Source organism: Stenotrophomonas chelatiphaga (genome assembly GCF_032054965.1).
In the GTDB taxonomy this organism is placed as follows: Bacteria; Pseudomonadota; Gammaproteobacteria; order Xanthomonadales; family Xanthomonadaceae; genus Stenotrophomonas; species Stenotrophomonas chelatiphaga.
On sequence record NZ_DAMBRS010000008.1, the window covers coordinates 49,981 to 66,480 of the forward strand.

Consider the following 16,500-nt stretch of genomic DNA (forward strand, 5'->3'; position numbering starts at 1 on the left):
CGTTGGTCGTCACATCCCTGCCGCTGCGCTCGCCGGGCATTAAGCGAACGCCGTCCCAGTTACACGCATTCTGCGTTTTCCGGTCAAAAACCCGTCATTTCCGCTTTGCATAGTGGTCGGTGACCTGCAGCACGCAGGCCTTCCCCCTCATGCAACGGAACGACATGCAGACCCGACACCTGACGATTGCCGTGGCGATCGCGCTTTGCGCCGCCAACGCCCACGCCGCCGGCGAACCCAACGCCGATACCGCCCTCACCGCGCAGACGCTCGATGCGGTGTCGGTGATCGGCCAGGGTGAAACCCGCCAGGTACAACGCATCACTGCCGTGGACAAGCAGGTGCTTCCGCCCGGCACCAGCGGGCAGAAGATCCTCGATCGCCTGCCCGGCGTTTCCGTCCAATCCAACGATGCCTTCGGTGCCAACGAAGAGTCACAGACCATCAGCCTGCGCGGCTTCGACAAGAGTCGCCTCGGCTATACGCTGGACGGCATCCCGCTGGGTGACAACAGCTACGGCAACTACAACGGCCTGAGCATCGCGCGCGCCTTGATCGCCGAGAACCTGGCCGGTGCCGAGCTGTCGCAGGGCATCGGTTCGCTGGGCGTGGCGTCCACCAGCAACCTCGGCGGTGCGATCCAGTATTTCTCGATGGACCCTGCCACTGAATTCGGTGGGCGCGCCAGCATCACCGCCGGTGATGACAACCAGCGCCGCGGCTACCTGCGCGTGGATACCGGCGACATCAACGGGTTCTCCGCCTATGTGTCCGGCGTGCACCAGGACGCGGACATGTGGGCCGCCCCCTACCAGAACCAGACCACGCGCCAGTTCAACGCGAAGGCGGTATGGCACGTGGGAGACAACCGCTTCGGCGCGTTTGCCGCCACCTCGCGCGCCAGCCAGGCCAACTATGCCTATCTGTCCAAGAGCATGCTGGACCGCGGCCTGGGGTATGACTGGAACATCTACGCCCCGGACTGGAACCGCGCCCTGGCGGCCGCTTACTGCGCCCCCGCCACGCGTGATCCGGCGCGCTGCGCGTTCAGCGGTGGCGTCAACAGCATTGACGATGCGTACTACCAGAGCCGCGCGTTGCGCGACGACAACCTGTACTCGCTGGACGCCGACCTGAAGCTCGGCGACAGCGCCGGACTGAAGCTGCTGGCCTACCACCACGACAACCGCGGGCAAGGCCATTGGTGGGCCCCGGGCCAGCCATCCCATCCGGGCACCGACCGCGAGCTTCCGATTTCGATCCGCAGCACCAACTACACCATCAACCGCCAGGGCCTGACTGCGGCGTTCACCTGGAACGTGGGCCTCCACGAACTGGAAGCCGGGCTGTGGTACGAGAAGAACGACCACAACGTCGAACGCAACTTCTACTACATCGACGGCCCGTTCCTGGATGACACCTACCTCAACCACCCGGACCGCCGCCTGTTCGACCAGGATTTCGATATCCGCACGCGGCAGTTCTACGTGCAGGATCGCATGCGTTTCATGGAGGATCGGATGACGGTGGACGTGGGCATCAAGAGCCCCAACACGCGCATGACCGCCCGCGCGAAGCCGGGCACCGAATCCAGCTACGCCTCCGGCACGTTGACCGCAAAGGAATCCCTGCTGCCGCAGGCCGGCATCAGCTTCAAGCTGAGCCCCCGTCAGGAAGTGTTCGCCTCGTATGCGGAGAACATCGCCGCGTTCGTCGGCGGCGGCAGCGGTGGCCCGCTACAGGTATCGCCGGAGTCCTTCGCAGCCAGCGTGGATGACCTGGAGCCGGAGAAGTCGCGGACTTTCGAAGCCGGCTTCCGTCGCTTCGGCGAAAGGTACCAGGCGTCGCTGGCGGCCTACCACGTGATGTTCGACAACCGCCTGCTGTCACTCAATCCATGCACCAGCATCGAAGTCGGCACGCGGCCGGAGTGCATCACCCGCTTCATCAACGTCGGTTCGGTGAAGAGCCAGGGCGCCGAACTGACCTTCATCCTCAAGCCAGTCGACGGCCTGCAGTGGTACAACGCGTTGTCGTGGAACAAGACCACCTATGAGGACGACTACACCTCGGGCGGTGCCATCGTACCGGTGGCCGGAAAGATCACCGTCGACACGCCGCAGCGCATGGCCTCCAGCGAACTGAGCTGGAACCGCGACGGCTTCTTCGCCAGCCTGCGCGCCAAGTACACCGGCAAGCGCTATTACACCTATACCAACGACCAGTCGGTACCGGGCGTGACCACCTTCGACGCCGGGCTGGGCTATTCCTTCGGACCGGGCATGGGCCTGCGTGACATCAAGGTATCGCTCAACGCCACCAACCTGACCAACAAGCGCTACGCGGGGCAGTTGAGCTCGTTCGCGCCGACCGACCCGACCGGCACCCGCTACGCGATCCATGCCAGCGCACCGCGGCAGGTGTTCATGACGGTGGGGGTTGATTTCTAGGCTTCGGCGGGGCGTGGGTTCATGGGCTGAGGCGGCGGAGGGTCATGTGCGGGACACGCCGTGAATCCGTCCATGGAGGCTGCGTCGCCGCATCCATGCGGCTCAGCGTCCCGCGCATCACCCTCCCCCGCCTCCGGACAGTGGACGTGCCCCGTCGGGGTTGGGGGGAGAAGCAAAAGCAAAAGCAAAAGCAAAAGCAAAAGCAAAAGCAAAAGCCGCCGAGCATGGCTCGGCGCTACCGCTTTTCCTTTTTTTCATTACGCGGGTGGCGGCGCCGGAACCTGTCATGGGTTGGGCGGGGAGGCTGTGCGGGGCCTTGAGCGGCAGGAGCCGCGAAGAGCTACAGGGACGTACTTGCGCGTGCCCCGCACAGCCTCCCCGCCCGACCCACACCCTGCTGCAGAACCGCAACACGCGAGGGGGTCCCACCCGTTCGACCCCTTACTCCGGTGACAACTGATCCATCCGTATCCGATTGGCGAACAACGAAAACGCCAGCATCCCCGCCAGCCCATTGGCCCGGCTCACCCAATGCGGCAGCCAACGCGGCGGCTGCAGGATCCCCGCCTCGAACAACGGCGCGAAGGTGATCGCATCGGTCAGCGTCATCTTGCCCGCGAACAACCACCGGCATACCTGCAGGCGGTCCTCGGCCAGCATGTGGCGGAAGAACGTATGCACCGACACCAGCCCGCGCAGGTACACCGTATCCTTGGTGAAGGCCATGCCACCGGTAGGCGGCACGCCGCGGAACACGCGCTGGGCCGAAGCAAAGCTCTCTTCCTGGTTCTGCCCGGCATCGCAGAAATAGCGGAATACCTCGATGAAATCCGCGCCCTCGCGCGCCATCGCGATCGCCTCGGTGCGCAGGCTGATGCGCTTAAGCCGTTCGATGTCGATGCTGCCGGTGATCTGCTCGGCGAACGTGGCCAGGCCTTCCTGGGTCGCGGTGACCCGCGGCGATGACAATGCCAGGCTCGGCAGGACGTGCTGCTCCCTGCCATTCAATGCGGTCAGCGAGTGCACCAGCGCTTCGTGGTGGAACAACTGCGCACGGTCGTAGGCACTGAAGCGGGCACTGGTGCGCAGGCGGATGCGGGCCGGCCCGGCCGCCGCCTTGGACACCAGTCCGGGGTCCAGCTGCACCTGGATGATGCGCGATTCGAAGAACGCGTCCAGATCGCTTTGCAGCTGCAGCTGCAGGGCCGTGGCCGATACCGGGACCTGCTCTTCCGGTGCCAGCAGCTCGTGATCCAGTTCGGTGGCGATCTGGATGAAATGGCGCGCCGCATCGCGCGTGCTCGGGCCGTTGCCGGGCAGCGGCTGTTCCGGCGAACCGAACAACTGCACCGAACACGCATCCACCGCAGCGGTGCCCAGTCCTTCCAGCAGCTGCGCGGCCAGGTCCCAGCTCTGCGCGGACTGCTGTACGTAACGGCCCAGAGGGTGGTCGGCATCGCATTCGGCGGTCAGCGCCGCCAACGCGCGTCGCGCGTCGCTGAAATCAAGTTTCGGGTAGTCCACTTCGGGCAGCTGCGGCTGGCCACGCGCCACGCTGGCGAGGAACGGAGACTGCAGGCCGGCCGGCCAGCTGGTCAATCCCAGCAGCCGGATCCCACCAACAGCATCGACCAGCCGCGCGTCCAGCGCGGCATGGTGGGCCACTTCACGATCGAGCGTCGCGCCTGGATCCATGGGCCAACTATACGGTAGTGACGGCCGCTGGCCGTCGACGCGGGAAAGCTGACGGCCAGCGGCCGTCACTACCGGAAAGCTGACCGCCAGCGGCCGTCACTACCGGCAGGTCGCGGGCCTCAGCGGCCGTCACTACCGGCGGCGCGGCGCCTTGCCGGCGCCACGGCGCGCGGCGGTGCGGCGCTCCTGCGCCGTCTCGGCCTGGCGCACGGCCAGTTTGGCGGCGGCGGCGGCGACTTCTTCCTTCAGCTTGAAGTAGTTCAGCACGCGGGTCTCTTCGATCTCGCCTTCTTCGATCGCCGCACGTACCGCGCACCCCGGCTCCTGCTGGTGCAGGCAGTTGCGGAACCGGCACTGTGCCGCCAACGCTTCGATATCGGCAAAACCGCCTTCGGCCAGCGTCTCTTCGCCGGTCGGCTTGAGTTCGCGCATGCCCGGCGTGTCGATCAGGCAGGCGCCCATCGGCAACGGCATCAGCGCGCGGTGGGTGGTGGTGTGGCGGCCGCGCGAATCATTGGACCGCACCGTGTTGGTCTTCATCCGCTGCTCGCCGAGCAGGGTGTTGGTCAGGGTCGACTTGCCCGCGCCCGAAGAGCCCACCAGCACCACCGTATGGCCCGCGCCCAGCCACGGATGCAGGGTCGCCACGCTCGCAGGGTCCAGCCCATTCACCGCGCGCAGCGCGATGCCCTGCGCCTTCAGTTCTTCCAGCACCGCCAGCGCGTCTTCGGTGTACTCGGTCTGGTCGGCCTTGGTCAGCACCACCACCGGCTCGGCACCGCCGCCGCCCACCAGCAGGAGGTAGCGCTCGATCCGCCGCGGATTGAAGTCGGCATCCAGCCCGCAGACGATGAAGACCGTATCGACGTTGGCCGCGATCACCTGCTGGTGGTAATGCTCCCCCGCCGCGCCCCGCTTGATCGAGGTGCGCCGCGGCAGCAGCGCGACGATGCGCACGCCCTCCAGCAGCACCCAGTCGCCCACGGCGGGGCGCTCATGGCTGGGAAAGCGCGGACGCTGCCATTCCGGCAGGGATTCGGCCTTGATTGACGCGTCCGGCCCGTCGGCGACCACGTAATGCGTGCGGTGCTGCTCGATCACCCGCGCAGGGCGCGCCAGCGGATGGGTGGCCATCGCGGCCTGCCAGTCCGCCTGGTCGGCGGTGGCGGGCGGGCCGGGCCATGGCCAGCCAATGGTCTGCAGCGCGGGGTAATCAGGGGTATCGGTCATCGTCCGCATTCTACCGGCAGCGGGCCCCGCGGGCGCGGGCCATGCCCGGCCGTCACCCTTGCCATGCGCTGCAGCAATTCAGCTAGTATGGGCCTTCCATGCCCATCGACGGCCCGTCTGCCATGTCCACCCCCACGCCCAAGCCCCTGGCCATCCGTGAGCGCCTTTCCGAAGTGCGCTACGAGATCCGAGGAGAATTGGCGCGACGAGCGCGGGAGCTGGAGGCGCAGGGCCGCACGCTGATCAAGCTGAACATCGGCAACCCCGGCAATTTCGGCTTCCGCGCCCCGGAACACCTGCAGCGCGCGATCGCCGATGACATGGGCCGCACCGACCCCTACACCCACCAGCAGGGCCTGCCAGAGGCGCGCGAGGCCATCGCCGCCGCCTACGCCCGCCGCGGTGCGCCGGACGCCCACCCGGACCGGGTGTTCATCGGCAACGGGGTCAGCGAACTGATCGACCTGTCCCTGCGCGCGCTGCTCAATCCCGGCGACGAAGTACTGGTGCCCTCGCCGGACTATCCGCTGTGGTCGGCGGCGACCATCCTCAACGACGGCCGCCCGGTGTATTACCGCTGCGCCCCGGAGAATGGCTTCCAGCCGGATCCGAGCGAAATCGAAGCGCTGGTGTCTTCGCGCACCCGTGCCATCGTACTGATCAACCCGAACAACCCCAGCGGCGCCAGCTATTCCCGCGAACTGCTGGAGCGCATCGTCGCCATCGCACGCAAGCACAACCTGCTGCTGATGGTCGATGAGATCTACGACCAGATCCTGTACGACGACGCGGGGTTCCAGCCGGTCGCGCCGCTGGCCGGTGACCAGCCCTGCATCACCTTCAGCGGCCTGAGCAAGGTGCACCGCGCCTGCGGCTGGCGCGTCGGCTGGGCGATGCTGTCCGGCGACGCCGGGCGGCTGGGCGAGTTCCGCGCCGCGATGGACCTGCTCAGCGCGCTGCGCCTGTGCGCCAACGTGCCCGGCCAGTACGCCATCGACGCCGCCGTGAACGGTCCCGACACGATCACCCCGCTGTGCACGCCCGGTGGCCGCCTGTACGAAACCCGCCGCGCGGTGATCGACGCCTGCGCGGCCAGCGAGCACCTCTCGCTGGTGGCGCCGGCGGGCGCCCTGTACGCCTTCCCGGCCGTGGTCGGCGATGCCGCCAAGGGCCTGGACGACCACGATTTCGCGCTCGACCTGATGACCGACGAAGGCGTGCTGGTGGTTCCCGGCTCCAGCTTCAACGTGCCCTACCGCCATCATTTCCGCGTGACCCTGCTGCCCGAGGCGACGGTGATGCGCGAGGTGTTCTCGCGGATCGACCGCGCTTTGGCGCGGCGCGCCGAAGCCAACCGCAAAGTGGTGCCGCTGAAGCCACGTCGCTCGGCCGTCGCCTGACCCCGGTGGCACTGACCTGGCTGGCCCTGGGCGACTCCTACACCATTGGCGAAGGCGTCCCGGTGGCAGGTCGCTGGCCGCAGCAGCTGGCGGCCCTGCTGCGCATGCGCGGCATCGCGCTGCAGGACCCGCAGACCATCGCCACCACCGGCTGGACCACCGATGAGCTGGAGGCCGGCATCGACGCAGCGGCGCCGACCGGTCCATTCGACTTCGCCAGCCTGCTGATCGGGGTCAACAACCAGTACCGCGGTCGGTCGTTGCACGACTACCAGCAGCAGTTCAGCGCCCTGCTGCAGCGCACGCTGGCGTTCACCGGCGGCAGCCCCGCACGGGTGCTGGTGCTGTCGATCCCCGACTGGGGCGTCACCCCGTTCGCGCACGATCGCGACCGCACCGCCATTGCCGCCGCGCTGGATGCTTACAACCTTGCGGCGCAGGCCATCTGCCAGGCGCACGGCGTGGTGTTCGTGGACATCACCGACCTCTCGCGCCAGCACGGCGCGGAAGCGGCGATGCTGGCCGACGATGGCCTGCATCCTTCGGCGCGGATGTACGCGCTGTGGGCGCAGCGGGCCCTGCCGCTGGCCGAGCGCCTGCTCGCGCCCGCCGCCTGAGCCGTGACCGGCGCGCGGCCCGGGGCAGCCTCAGCGTCCGCTTGCCTGGACACCGCGGACGCCACGGCGATCGCCCGGGCGTTCCTGCCGGCCAGCCGCTGGGGCAATCGCAGCACCTACTACTACGTGCGTGCCAAGCTCGGCAGTGACCCGCTCTACAACGGGGTGCTGCAGGCCCTGCCGGACGATGGCCTTGCGTTGCTCGACCTGGGCTGCGGGCTGGGCCTGCTCGGCCACGTCGCGCGCCTCCATGGCCGCACGCAGCCGTATCTGGGCGTGGACGTGGATGCAGGCAAGATCGATCGCGGTGCACGTGCGGTCCGCCGCGCCGCCCTTCCCGCACTGGACCTGCGCCAACTGGACATCCAGCAGCCGCTGCCACGCCACAGCGGCCATGTGGCGGTGCTGGACGTGCTGCACTACCTGGACGCACACGCCCAGGCCAGCCTGCTGCAGGCGGCGGCCGAGCGCGTGGCACCTGGCGCGACGCTGGTACTGCGGAGCCCGCTGGATACCGGCGATGGCCGCGACCGCACCACGCGCCTGGCGGATCGGCTCGGCTGGCTGTCCGGCTGGATGCGTACCCGCCCGCGCCACTACCCCCGCGCCGACACGCTGCAGCAGGTACTGGGCGCGGCCGGGCTGGTCGCCGAAGCGCCCCGCCCGCTGCACGGTCGCACCCCGTTCAACAGCTGGCTGCTGGTCGCCCATCGACCGGTGGCGCCGGGCTGATCCGACCCCTCAACGTTGCGGCGGCAGCCGTGCCTGCAGGCCGCGTTGGTCCAGGGCCTGCAGCACGCCTTCGATGATCTGCAGGTTGTGGCCGTGCCCGCTGCCCTCATGCAGCAGCACGATCGCCCCGGGCTGCAGGTCGGGCAGCAACCGCGCCAGCACCTCGGCCGGCGTGCAGTCCACCCCGTCGAAACCGCGTGCGCTCCAGCCCACCCGGGTCAGGCCCAGGTGCCGCACCACCGGGCCGACGAAGGGGTTGGTCATGCCCACCACCGAGCGGTACCAGCGCGGGGGCCTCCCGGTGATCGCCTGCAGGGCCTGCTGGCAGTGACCGATCTCGCGCGCCATGGCGGCCGGCCCCAACCGCCAGAACCGGGCCTGCGGGTGGCTGTGGCTGTGATTGCCCACGTCATGCCCGCGGCCGATCACCTCGCGCACCAGGTCCGGATGGGCCAGTGCGCGTTCGCCCACCAGGAAGAAGGTCGCCCTGGCCTGGTAGCGGTCCAGCAGGTCCAGCACCGCGCGCGTGTCGGGCCCGGGCCCGTCGTCGATGGTCAGCCAGACCGCATCGCCGGCATCGGCCAAGCGGCGGATGACGGGGGTGTAGAAGCGGCTGTTGGGCAGGAACACCGGCACCAGGAACAGCGCGTGGCTGGCCAGCAGCAGGGCCAGGCCCCAGCCCCACCCGGCCAGCAGGCCCACCGCCAGCGCCAGCAGCTGGGACAGCGCGAAACCCAGCAGCGCGCGCCAGGGCCAGCGCGGGGGGCAATGCAGCGTTTCTACCGTGGTCATGCCCCATGATGCCACGAGGGGTAGAATCAGCGGTTCGATATCACCGGATTTCCACCGCCATGTCCCTCGATCCCGCCCTGCGTTCGCGCATCGAAACCCTCCTCGCCAACGACCGCGTCGTGCTGTTCATGAAGGGCCAGCCGTCCATGCCGCAGTGCGGCTTCTCGGCCAAGGCCGTCGGCGCACTGCAGGACCTCGGCGTGGAGTTCGGCCATGTCAACGTGCTGGCCGACCAGGAGATCCGCGAAGGCATCAAGCAGTACGGCGATTGGCCGACCATCCCGCAGCTGTACATCGACGGCGAGCTGGTCGGTGGCAGCGACATCATCCTGCAGATGGCCTCCAGCGGCGAGCTGAGCAGCGTGCTCGGCCTGGCCGCCCCGGACCGCACGCCGCCGTCCATCACCGTGACGCCGGCCGCGGTGGAGATGCTGAAGGGTGCGCTGGCCGATTCGCCGGGCGCGGCCCTGCAGCTGGGCATCGATGCGCGCTTCCAGCCGAACTTCCAGCTGGCCCCGTTCGACGAGGGCGCGATCGCGGCCGAATCCAACGGCCTGCGCGTGCAGTTCGACCTGGCCAGCGCGCGTCGCGCCGACGGCATCACCATCGACTGGGTGGACGACATCCGCGGCAAGGGCCTTGCCATCGACAACCCGAACGCCCCCAAGGCCATCACCGAACTGTCGGTGCGCGATGCCGATGACCTGGTGCGTGCCGGCACGGTGCTGCTGGTGGACGTGCGTCCGTCCGAAGAGCGTTCGATCGCTGCGGTCGGCGTGCCGTTCAAGGTCTTCGATGGCAACGGTCGTGCCGAGCTGGAGGCGCTGCCGAAGGACACCGCGCTGGCCTTCCTGTGCCACCACGGCGGCCGCAGCGCGCAGGCCGCCGAGCAGTTCCGTGCGCTGGGCTTCACCAAGGTGCACAACGTGACCGGCGGCATCGATGCGTGGTCCGACGAGGTCGACAACGGCGTGCCGAAGTACTGATTCCGGACCTCCAGCACCCTTGTTGATGAACGGAAACGCCGGCAGCCGCCGGCGTTTTCCGTTCCAGCGCCTCAGCCCGCGAATCCGCCCTCGGCCAGGAAGTCCATTTCTTCCATCGTGGTCATCCGCCCCAGCACCGCGTTGCGGTGCGGGAAGCGCCCGAAGCGCCGGATGATGTCCCGGTGCAGCTCGGCGAACTGCAGGTATTGTTTGTCGCCCAGCACGTCGAACATCGCCACCGACCGGTCCTGGTCCTGCAACTCTTCGGAATGTTCGAAGGGCAGGTAGATGAACGCACGCAGCTTGGGCAGCAGCTCCAGGTCCAGGCCTTCTTCCACCGCGCGCATCGCGTAATGCCGGGCAAGCCCGTCGGTGGCATACGAATGGGCGGTGCCGCGGAAGCAGTTGCGCGGGAACTGGTCCAGCAGCAGCATCAGTGCCAGCGCCCCTTCGGCGGTGGAAAGCCAGTGTTCGCGGGCACGCGAGGCCGCCGCATGGTGCTCTTCCAGGAACAGCGCACGGAACCGCGCATCGAACGCGTCATCGCGCGCGAACCATTTCGCCGGTCCTGCCTCGTTCCAGAACGCCACTACCTGCGCTGCGGTCTGCATATCCTGCTCCACGGGCTGCATCGGGGCGCCCTGCCCATTGCCGGTCATTCGTCGAACCGCAGGTGGCGGACCGATTTGCCGTTGCGTCGGATCAACCGCAGGGCCTCGATGCCGATCTGGATATGGTTGTCCACGAACTGCGAACTCACCTTGGCATCGGAGGCTTCGGTCTTCACCCCATCCGGGATCATCGGCTGGTCGGAGACCAGCAGCAAGGCCCCTGTCGGGATGTGGTTGGCAAAACCCGCCGCGAACACCGTGGCGGTCTCCATGTCGATGGCCATGCAGCGCATGCGGCGCAAACGCTCCTTGAAGGCTTCGTCGTGCTCCCATACGCGCCGGTTGGTGGTGAACACGGTGCCGGTCCAGTAGTCATGGCCGAGGTCGCGGATCATCGTGCTGACCGCCCGCTGCAGCGCGAACGCCGGCAGTGCCGGCACTTCCGGCGGCAGGTAGTCACTGGAGGTGCCTTCGCCACGGATCGCCGCGATGGGCAGGACCAGGTCACCCAGCTGGTTCTTGCGCTTGAGCCCGCCGCACTTGCCCAGGAACAGCACCGCCTTGGGCATCACCGCCGACAACAGGTCCATGATGATTGCCGCGTTGGGACTGCCCATGCCGAAGTTGATCATGCTGATGCCATCGGCGGTGACGCTGGCCATCGGCCGGTCCAGGCCCACTACCGGTGCACCGCTGAGCTGGGCGAAGGCATGCAGGTAGCCGCTGAAGTTGGTCAGCAGGATGTGTTGCCCGAACTGGTCCAGCGGCACGCCGGTGTAGCGCGGCAGCCAGTTGTCGACGATGTCCTGTTTGGTTTTCATGCGGCGGTCTTGGCGAGCTTCGAGACACGATTCTGCGAGAGCGGCGGCGCGTAGTCGAGCTTCGGCGCTGCCGCAATAAAAAGGGCGGCCCGAAGGCCGCCCCTGGTCACGCCTCGGTCACCCGGCCATCAGAACCGGACCGACCACCGTGCATTCACGCCATGGTCGCGGCTTTCATCGCCGAACTGGCCGTTGTAGCCCAGTTCCAGCTGCTGGCGCGGGCTCAGCCAGGCCGACAGGCCCAGTTCGGCCACCACCGCGCTGTCGGCGATCGGCGCGCCGCTGACGGCGAAGCTGCTGCCGCCATCGAAGGCCAGCTGCGCCAGTCCATCACGGTCACCGGAAGCGCGGCGATAGCCCACCCCGCCCACCACGTGCAGCCACGCATCCTGCTGGAACGCCGCCTTCAGGCCCTTGTCGAAACGCACGCCGACGGTGGCCACGGTGGTCGCGGTGTCGGCCACCCTGCCGGTCAGCGCGGCGGCACCGCCCTGCTCGCGCACATCGTCCACGTCCACTTCGACACGGGCGAGCTGCAGGTACGGCTCCAGTCCCCCCTGCGTACCGCCGAAGCGGTAGCCGGCTTCGATGAAGGCCTGCTTTGTCTTGGCGTCGTAGCTGGCATTCAGCCCGTCGCTGTAGCCGGCGAAGGCCACCTGGCGGCTGCTGTCGATGTCATGACGGCTGTAACCGAGACCACCGCGCAGGCCGAAGGCGCCCCAGCTGTGGCCGGCGTACAGGCCCACGTGGGTGTTGTCGATGCGCGCCTTCGCCGACCTTCCCTGCGCCTGCTTCGTGTCGGTGCGGCCATTGCCCAGCAGCAGGCCGAGCTGCCAGCTACCGATGTCACGATCGATGCCGACCAGCAACCCGCTGGTGTTGGACTGGGTACGTGCCGTGTTGGCATCGCCATCCAGCTTGCCGCTGCCGCCGATGGCCTGCACCCACGCCCCGGTGGCCTGGCTGGCATCGTCCTGTGGCGAACGCGTGCCGACCGCACGGCTCAGTGCCGCGTCGCGCACGTAGCGGCTGCTTTCCACCAGCGCCAGCGGCGTGGCGGCATGCAGTTCACCACTCAGGCCGTCCAGTGCTGCACCGACCTGCTGCGGGAACAGCAGGGTCAGCGGCTGCGGCAGGCCCTGGTCCACGCCGAGCGCATCGGCCGAGCCGGCCACAGCGCGCTGGTTGGCGGTGGTCGCTGCGGTAGCCAGCAACTGGCCACGGGTGACCTCGATGTTGATGCCGTTGCTGGCGTAGTCCACGCCGAACTGCAGGAACGGCGAGAACGCGCTGAAGTCGGTGCTGGCGAAGCGACCCTGCACCCCGCCGTCGGCCTGGATGACGTTGAACTGCTCGCCCAGGTAGTAGATGCCCGCTTCCGGCAGTGCCTTCAGCGTGCCATCCAGCGTGGCGGTGCCACTGACGCGCAGCAGGTCGCTGCTGCCACCCGGCGACAGTTCGGCCAGGTAGACGCCGCTGGCGGTCTGCACGTAGTCGCCATCGATGGTCAGCGTGCCGATCGAGTTGCCCGGCGCGATGATGCCGGCCACGCGCGTATCGCCCAGCGTACCGGTGCCCTGCAGCAGGCCATTGGCCCCCACCACGGTGGACCCGCCGGTCTGCGTGCCGTTGAACGACAGCATGCCGCCGCTGATCGACAGCGACGAGCCCTCCAGCAGCGCACCCGCAGCGACCAGCCCGCTGCCACCGCGCACGTCCAGGTCGGTGCCGACCAGGCTGCCGTTCAAGCGCAGCTGGCCACCCTGCACCACCACCGCATCGGTCAGCGTGTTGACGCCGTCCAGCTCCAGGATGCCTTCGCGCAGCACGGCACCGTTGAAGCTGTTGTCGCCGCTCAGGCGCAGCCAGCCGATGCCGGACTTGGTCAGCGCACCAGGGCCGCCGATGTCGTTGGTCCAGTCATCCCATGCATCGCCTTCCCATACCTTCAGGCCGCCGGCTGCGGTGTTCATCACCACGTTCGTGTCCACCCGCAGCTGGCCATAGCCTTCGATGGCCTTTTCCAGGTTCACCAGGCCCCAGCCGTAGACATCGTCCACGCCTTCGGCGCCGAGGTCGGTGGCGGTGGTCAGCAGCACGTCGCGCACCTGCGCGTTGTCCAGATACGGGAAACGTTCGAACAGCAGGCCCAGCGCGCCGGTGACATGCGGGGCCGCCATCGAGGTGCCGCTCATCTGTTCGTAGGTGTAGCTGGGCACGCGTTCCAGCACGTCCAGCAGAACGTTCTGGTTGTCATCGGTGGCCAGCTGGCCTTCCAGTCCTTCCGAACCGTACGAGGTGGAGATGATGTCGCTGCCCGGCGCGGCCAGGCACCAGTTCGCGGCCAGCCCGCAGCGGTGCGACAGGTCGCTCAGCTGCAGGTCCTGGTCGAGGTTCACCACGGCAAGCCAGTACGGCTCGATATCGGCGAAGGCGCGCGGCAGCGTGGCATAGACGCCGGCCAGCGGCGCCTGTTCCGGGCTGGGGTTGTAGTCGGCGGAGTTGCCGGCCGCCCACACCTGGATCATCCCGGCCTGGCGCGAGCCTTCGGCGAAGATATCCAGATAGGCGCGGTCGCCTTCGTGGTTGTAGATCTCGTCGAACTCCTCGACGGTCTCCGGTTCGCTGCCCAGGCCCCAGCTGTGGTTGATCGCGCGCACGCCTTGGGCGTTCATCTGCGAATACATGCTGGCGAAAGCGTCTTCGCTCGGCCCGACCTGCGGGAACACCGAGCCCTGACGGTAGTAATTATCCGGTGCCAGGTACCACTCGACGTAGCTGTCGAAGAACAGCTTGGCGGCGGCCAGGTCCGCACCGAAAGCAACACCGTGCATGCCGCTGCCATCGCGGTTGGCGGCGATGGTGCCCGACACATGCGTGCCGTGGGTATTGAAGGTCAGCCCGTAGGGCGCACCGGCACCGATCAGGAAGGCGATGTCTTCCTCGGTGAGGCCGTAATCGAAACCGATGGCCTCCAGCGCCACCACGTCACCATCGCTGGCGAAGCAGGCATCCGGCCCCCACAGCGCGTTGACGTTGGTGCAGGAGGTGCCATCGGGCAGCAGGTCGGCGATGCGGATGCTGCTGTGGTTCTTGCCGGCGAACTCGTCGTGCGCCAGGCCGGTGCCACTGTCGAACACGCCCAGGCGGATCCCCTGGCCGGTCAGCCCACGCGCATAGGCAGCATCGGCGTTCATCGCAGCCAGGCCCCAGTCCACCTGGAACTCTTCGGTCTGCCAGCTTTCGCGATTGCCGGCCGCGCCCATCACCGGGCCGGTTTCAGCAGCCGATGCCAGCGCGGTTGCAGGCGGACGCGCGACGGCGCCCTGCGCCACCGATGCGGCCGCTGCCTGCACGCTGCGCAGCTGCTGGTAGCGTTCCAGCTGCGCATCCTGCGACTGCGCGAGGGCCGGCATCGCGGCGGCCACCAGCAACGAACCGGCGATGGCCGAAGCAAGCAGCGAAGGAAGGGGACGGCGCGAAGAGGAAGAAGTACGGAACAACGTGGTACGGGTCATGGTTGGATCTATTCCTTGATTACGTGGTTCATCCTGGGTGCGCGCGGCCATTGCAGCTCGCGGCGACCCACACGGCGGACAGCGCGTGGCGCCATCGCTTCCCGAGATTACCGCAAATACGCCAGCGCGCTTTCACCGTGCCGCCGCGTACGGTCGCGATGCCAGGCCGAAGGTCACTTGGCAAGCAGGCCGTTACTCCGCTAGCGTCAGCAGCCTGCACCACCATGCTCACGGGGACTCCATGTACAACCTGCTGCGCGCCGGCATCGGCCTGGCGCTGCTGTCGCTGGCCGCTGCGCCGGCCACCGGCGCTTCGCGCTTCATCCAGGATCCGTATCCCAGCACCTACCAGCCGCGCAGCAGCGAGGCCGTGCTGATCCACAACGCCACCGTGCTCACCGGCACCGGGCAGCGCCTGGACGATGCGGACGTACTGCTGCGTGATGGAAAAGTAGTAGAGGTCGGCCGTGCCCTGCAGGCTGGCAGCGACGTGCGCCGCATCGATGCGCACGGGCGCTGGGTGACCCCCGGCCTGATCGACGTGCACTCGCACCTGGGCGTGTATCCCAGCCCCGGCGTCAGCGCGCACAGCGATGGCAACGAGATGACCGCGCCGGTGACCGCCAACGTCTGGGCCGAGCATTCGGTGTGGCCGCAGGATCCCGGTTTCGCCGAGGCGCTGGCCGGCGGGGTGACCAGCATGCAGGTGCTGCCCGGTTCGGCCAACCTGGTCGGCGGCCGCGGCGTGGTCCTCAAGAACGTGCCCACCACCACCTACCAGGCGATGAAATTCCCCGGCGCGCCGTGGGGACTGAAGATGGCCTGCGGCGAGAATCCCAAGCGCGTGTACGGCGGCAAGGGCACCGCACCGGGCACCCGGATGGGCAACGTGGCCGGCTACCGCGCCGCGTTCATCGATGCCAGCGAGTACATCGCCAAGAACACCGCCAAGCCGGCCAAGCGCAAGCGCTGGTTCGGCGGCGACAAGGAAGACAGCAGCGGCGACAACGGCGGCAAGCGCGACCTGAAACTGGACACGCTGGCCGGCGCGATCCAGGGCGACATCCGCGTGCACATCCACTGCTACCGTGCCGACGAAATGGCCACCATGCTCGACCTGGCCGATGAGTTCGGCTTCAAGATCGCCGCTTTCCACCACGGGGTGGAAGCCTACAAGCTGGCCGACCGACTGGCCCAGGAAGGGGTCTGCGGCGCTCTGTGGGCCGACTGGTGGGGCTTCAAGATGGAAGCGTTCGACGGCATCCAGGAGAACATCGCACTGGTCGACCGTCCTGCCAACAGCTGCGCCATCGTGCATTCGGATTCACCCGAAGGCATCCAGCGCCTGAACCAGGAAGCGGCCAAGGTGATCGCCGCCGCGCGCCGCGCCGACATGCCGGCGATCGCACCGGAACGCGCCATCACCTGGATGACCGCCAATGCCGCCAAGGCACTGGGCATCGAAGGCAAGACCGGCACGCTGGAGGCGGGCAAGAACGCCGATGTGGTGGTGTGGAACGGCAATCCCTTCAGTTCCTACGCGCTGGCCGACCAGGTGTTCATCGACGGTCATCAGTACTTCGACCGGGCCGATCCGCGCAGCAAGCCGGTGTCTGATTTCCGTCTCGGCCAGGAGGTGCGCTGATGA

Annotated in this window: 12 protein-coding genes; 6 read left to right on the forward strand and 6 right to left on the reverse strand. The window is 67.9% G+C overall.

What is annotated here, in order from left to right; all coding sequences use genetic code 11:
* Positions 1–164: 164 nt before the first annotated feature.
* Complete coding sequence (locus tag RTX79_RS11495; RefSeq protein WP_312683831.1) at positions 165–2,450, forward strand: TonB-dependent receptor; 2,286 nt, start codon at positions 165–167, stop codon at positions 2,448–2,450.
* A gap of 441 nt (positions 2,451–2,891) precedes the next feature.
* On the opposite strand, the gene RTX79_RS11500 is transcribed toward RTX79_RS11495, so the two are convergent.
* Positions 2,892–4,145, reverse strand: coding sequence for a flavohemoglobin expression-modulating QEGLA motif protein (locus RTX79_RS11500; RefSeq protein WP_312683832.1), 1,254 nt, complete (start codon positions 4,143–4,145; stop codon positions 2,892–2,894).
* A 132-nt stretch (positions 4,146–4,277) separates the two neighbouring features.
* The gene (gene rsgA / locus RTX79_RS11505; protein ID WP_057508828.1) at positions 4,278–5,375 is read right to left on the reverse strand and encodes a ribosome small subunit-dependent GTPase A; all 1,098 of its coding nucleotides are present in this window, start codon (positions 5,373–5,375) and stop codon (positions 4,278–4,280) included.
* 122 nt (positions 5,376–5,497) lie between these two features.
* Between rsgA and RTX79_RS11510 the strand changes: the two genes are divergently transcribed.
* Genes RTX79_RS11510 through RTX79_RS11520 form a run of 3 tightly spaced genes read left to right on the forward strand, consistent with a single transcriptional unit; the run spans position 5,498 to position 8,124 of the window.
* Positions 5,498–6,775, forward strand: a complete 1,278-nt coding sequence (locus RTX79_RS11510; RefSeq protein ID WP_312683833.1) for a pyridoxal phosphate-dependent aminotransferase — start codon at positions 5,498–5,500, stop codon at positions 6,773–6,775.
* Between the two features lie 5 nt (positions 6,776–6,780).
* A complete protein-coding gene (locus RTX79_RS11515) occupies positions 6,781–7,392 on the forward strand; it encodes an SGNH/GDSL hydrolase family protein (protein WP_312683834.1) in 612 nt (203 codons plus the stop codon).
* Between the two features lie 3 nt (positions 7,393–7,395).
* Entirely contained in the window at positions 7,396–8,124 is a 729-nt protein-coding gene (locus RTX79_RS11520; protein ID WP_312683835.1) for a methyltransferase domain-containing protein, read from the forward strand.
* Between the two features lie 9 nt (positions 8,125–8,133).
* Here RTX79_RS11520 and RTX79_RS11525 read toward each other — a convergent pair whose 3' ends face one another.
* Entirely contained in the window at positions 8,134–8,916 is a 783-nt protein-coding gene (locus RTX79_RS11525; protein ID WP_312683836.1) for a polysaccharide deacetylase family protein, read from the reverse strand.
* Positions 8,917–8,975: 59 nt separating this feature from the next.
* Between RTX79_RS11525 and grxD the strand changes: the two genes are divergently transcribed.
* The gene (grxD, locus tag RTX79_RS11530; RefSeq protein WP_042613684.1) at positions 8,976–9,902 is read left to right on the forward strand and encodes a Grx4 family monothiol glutaredoxin; all 927 of its coding nucleotides are present in this window, start codon (positions 8,976–8,978) and stop codon (positions 9,900–9,902) included.
* 71 nt (positions 9,903–9,973) lie between these two features.
* On the opposite strand, the gene RTX79_RS11535 is transcribed toward grxD, so the two are convergent.
* The 3 genes from RTX79_RS11535 to RTX79_RS11545 form a co-directional block, all read right to left on the reverse strand.
* Positions 9,974–10,513, reverse strand: coding sequence for a DUF924 family protein (locus tag RTX79_RS11535; RefSeq protein ID WP_057508830.1), 540 nt, complete (start codon positions 10,511–10,513; stop codon positions 9,974–9,976).
* A gap of 44 nt (positions 10,514–10,557) precedes the next feature.
* Positions 10,558–11,334: an AMP nucleosidase gene (locus RTX79_RS11540; protein ID WP_057508825.1), complete on the reverse strand. Its 777-nt coding sequence runs from the start codon at positions 11,332–11,334 to the stop codon at positions 10,558–10,560.
* 128 nt (positions 11,335–11,462) lie between these two features.
* Entirely contained in the window at positions 11,463–14,852 is a 3,390-nt protein-coding gene (locus tag RTX79_RS11545; protein ID WP_312683838.1) for an autotransporter domain-containing protein, read from the reverse strand.
* Between the two features lie 241 nt (positions 14,853–15,093).
* On the opposite strand from RTX79_RS11545, the gene RTX79_RS11550 reads away from it, so the two are divergent.
* On the forward strand, positions 15,094–16,497 hold the full coding sequence (locus RTX79_RS11550; RefSeq protein ID WP_312683839.1) for an amidohydrolase: 1,404 nt from the start codon (positions 15,094–15,096) through the stop codon (positions 16,495–16,497).
* The last annotated feature ends 3 nt before the right edge of the window (positions 16,498–16,500 follow it).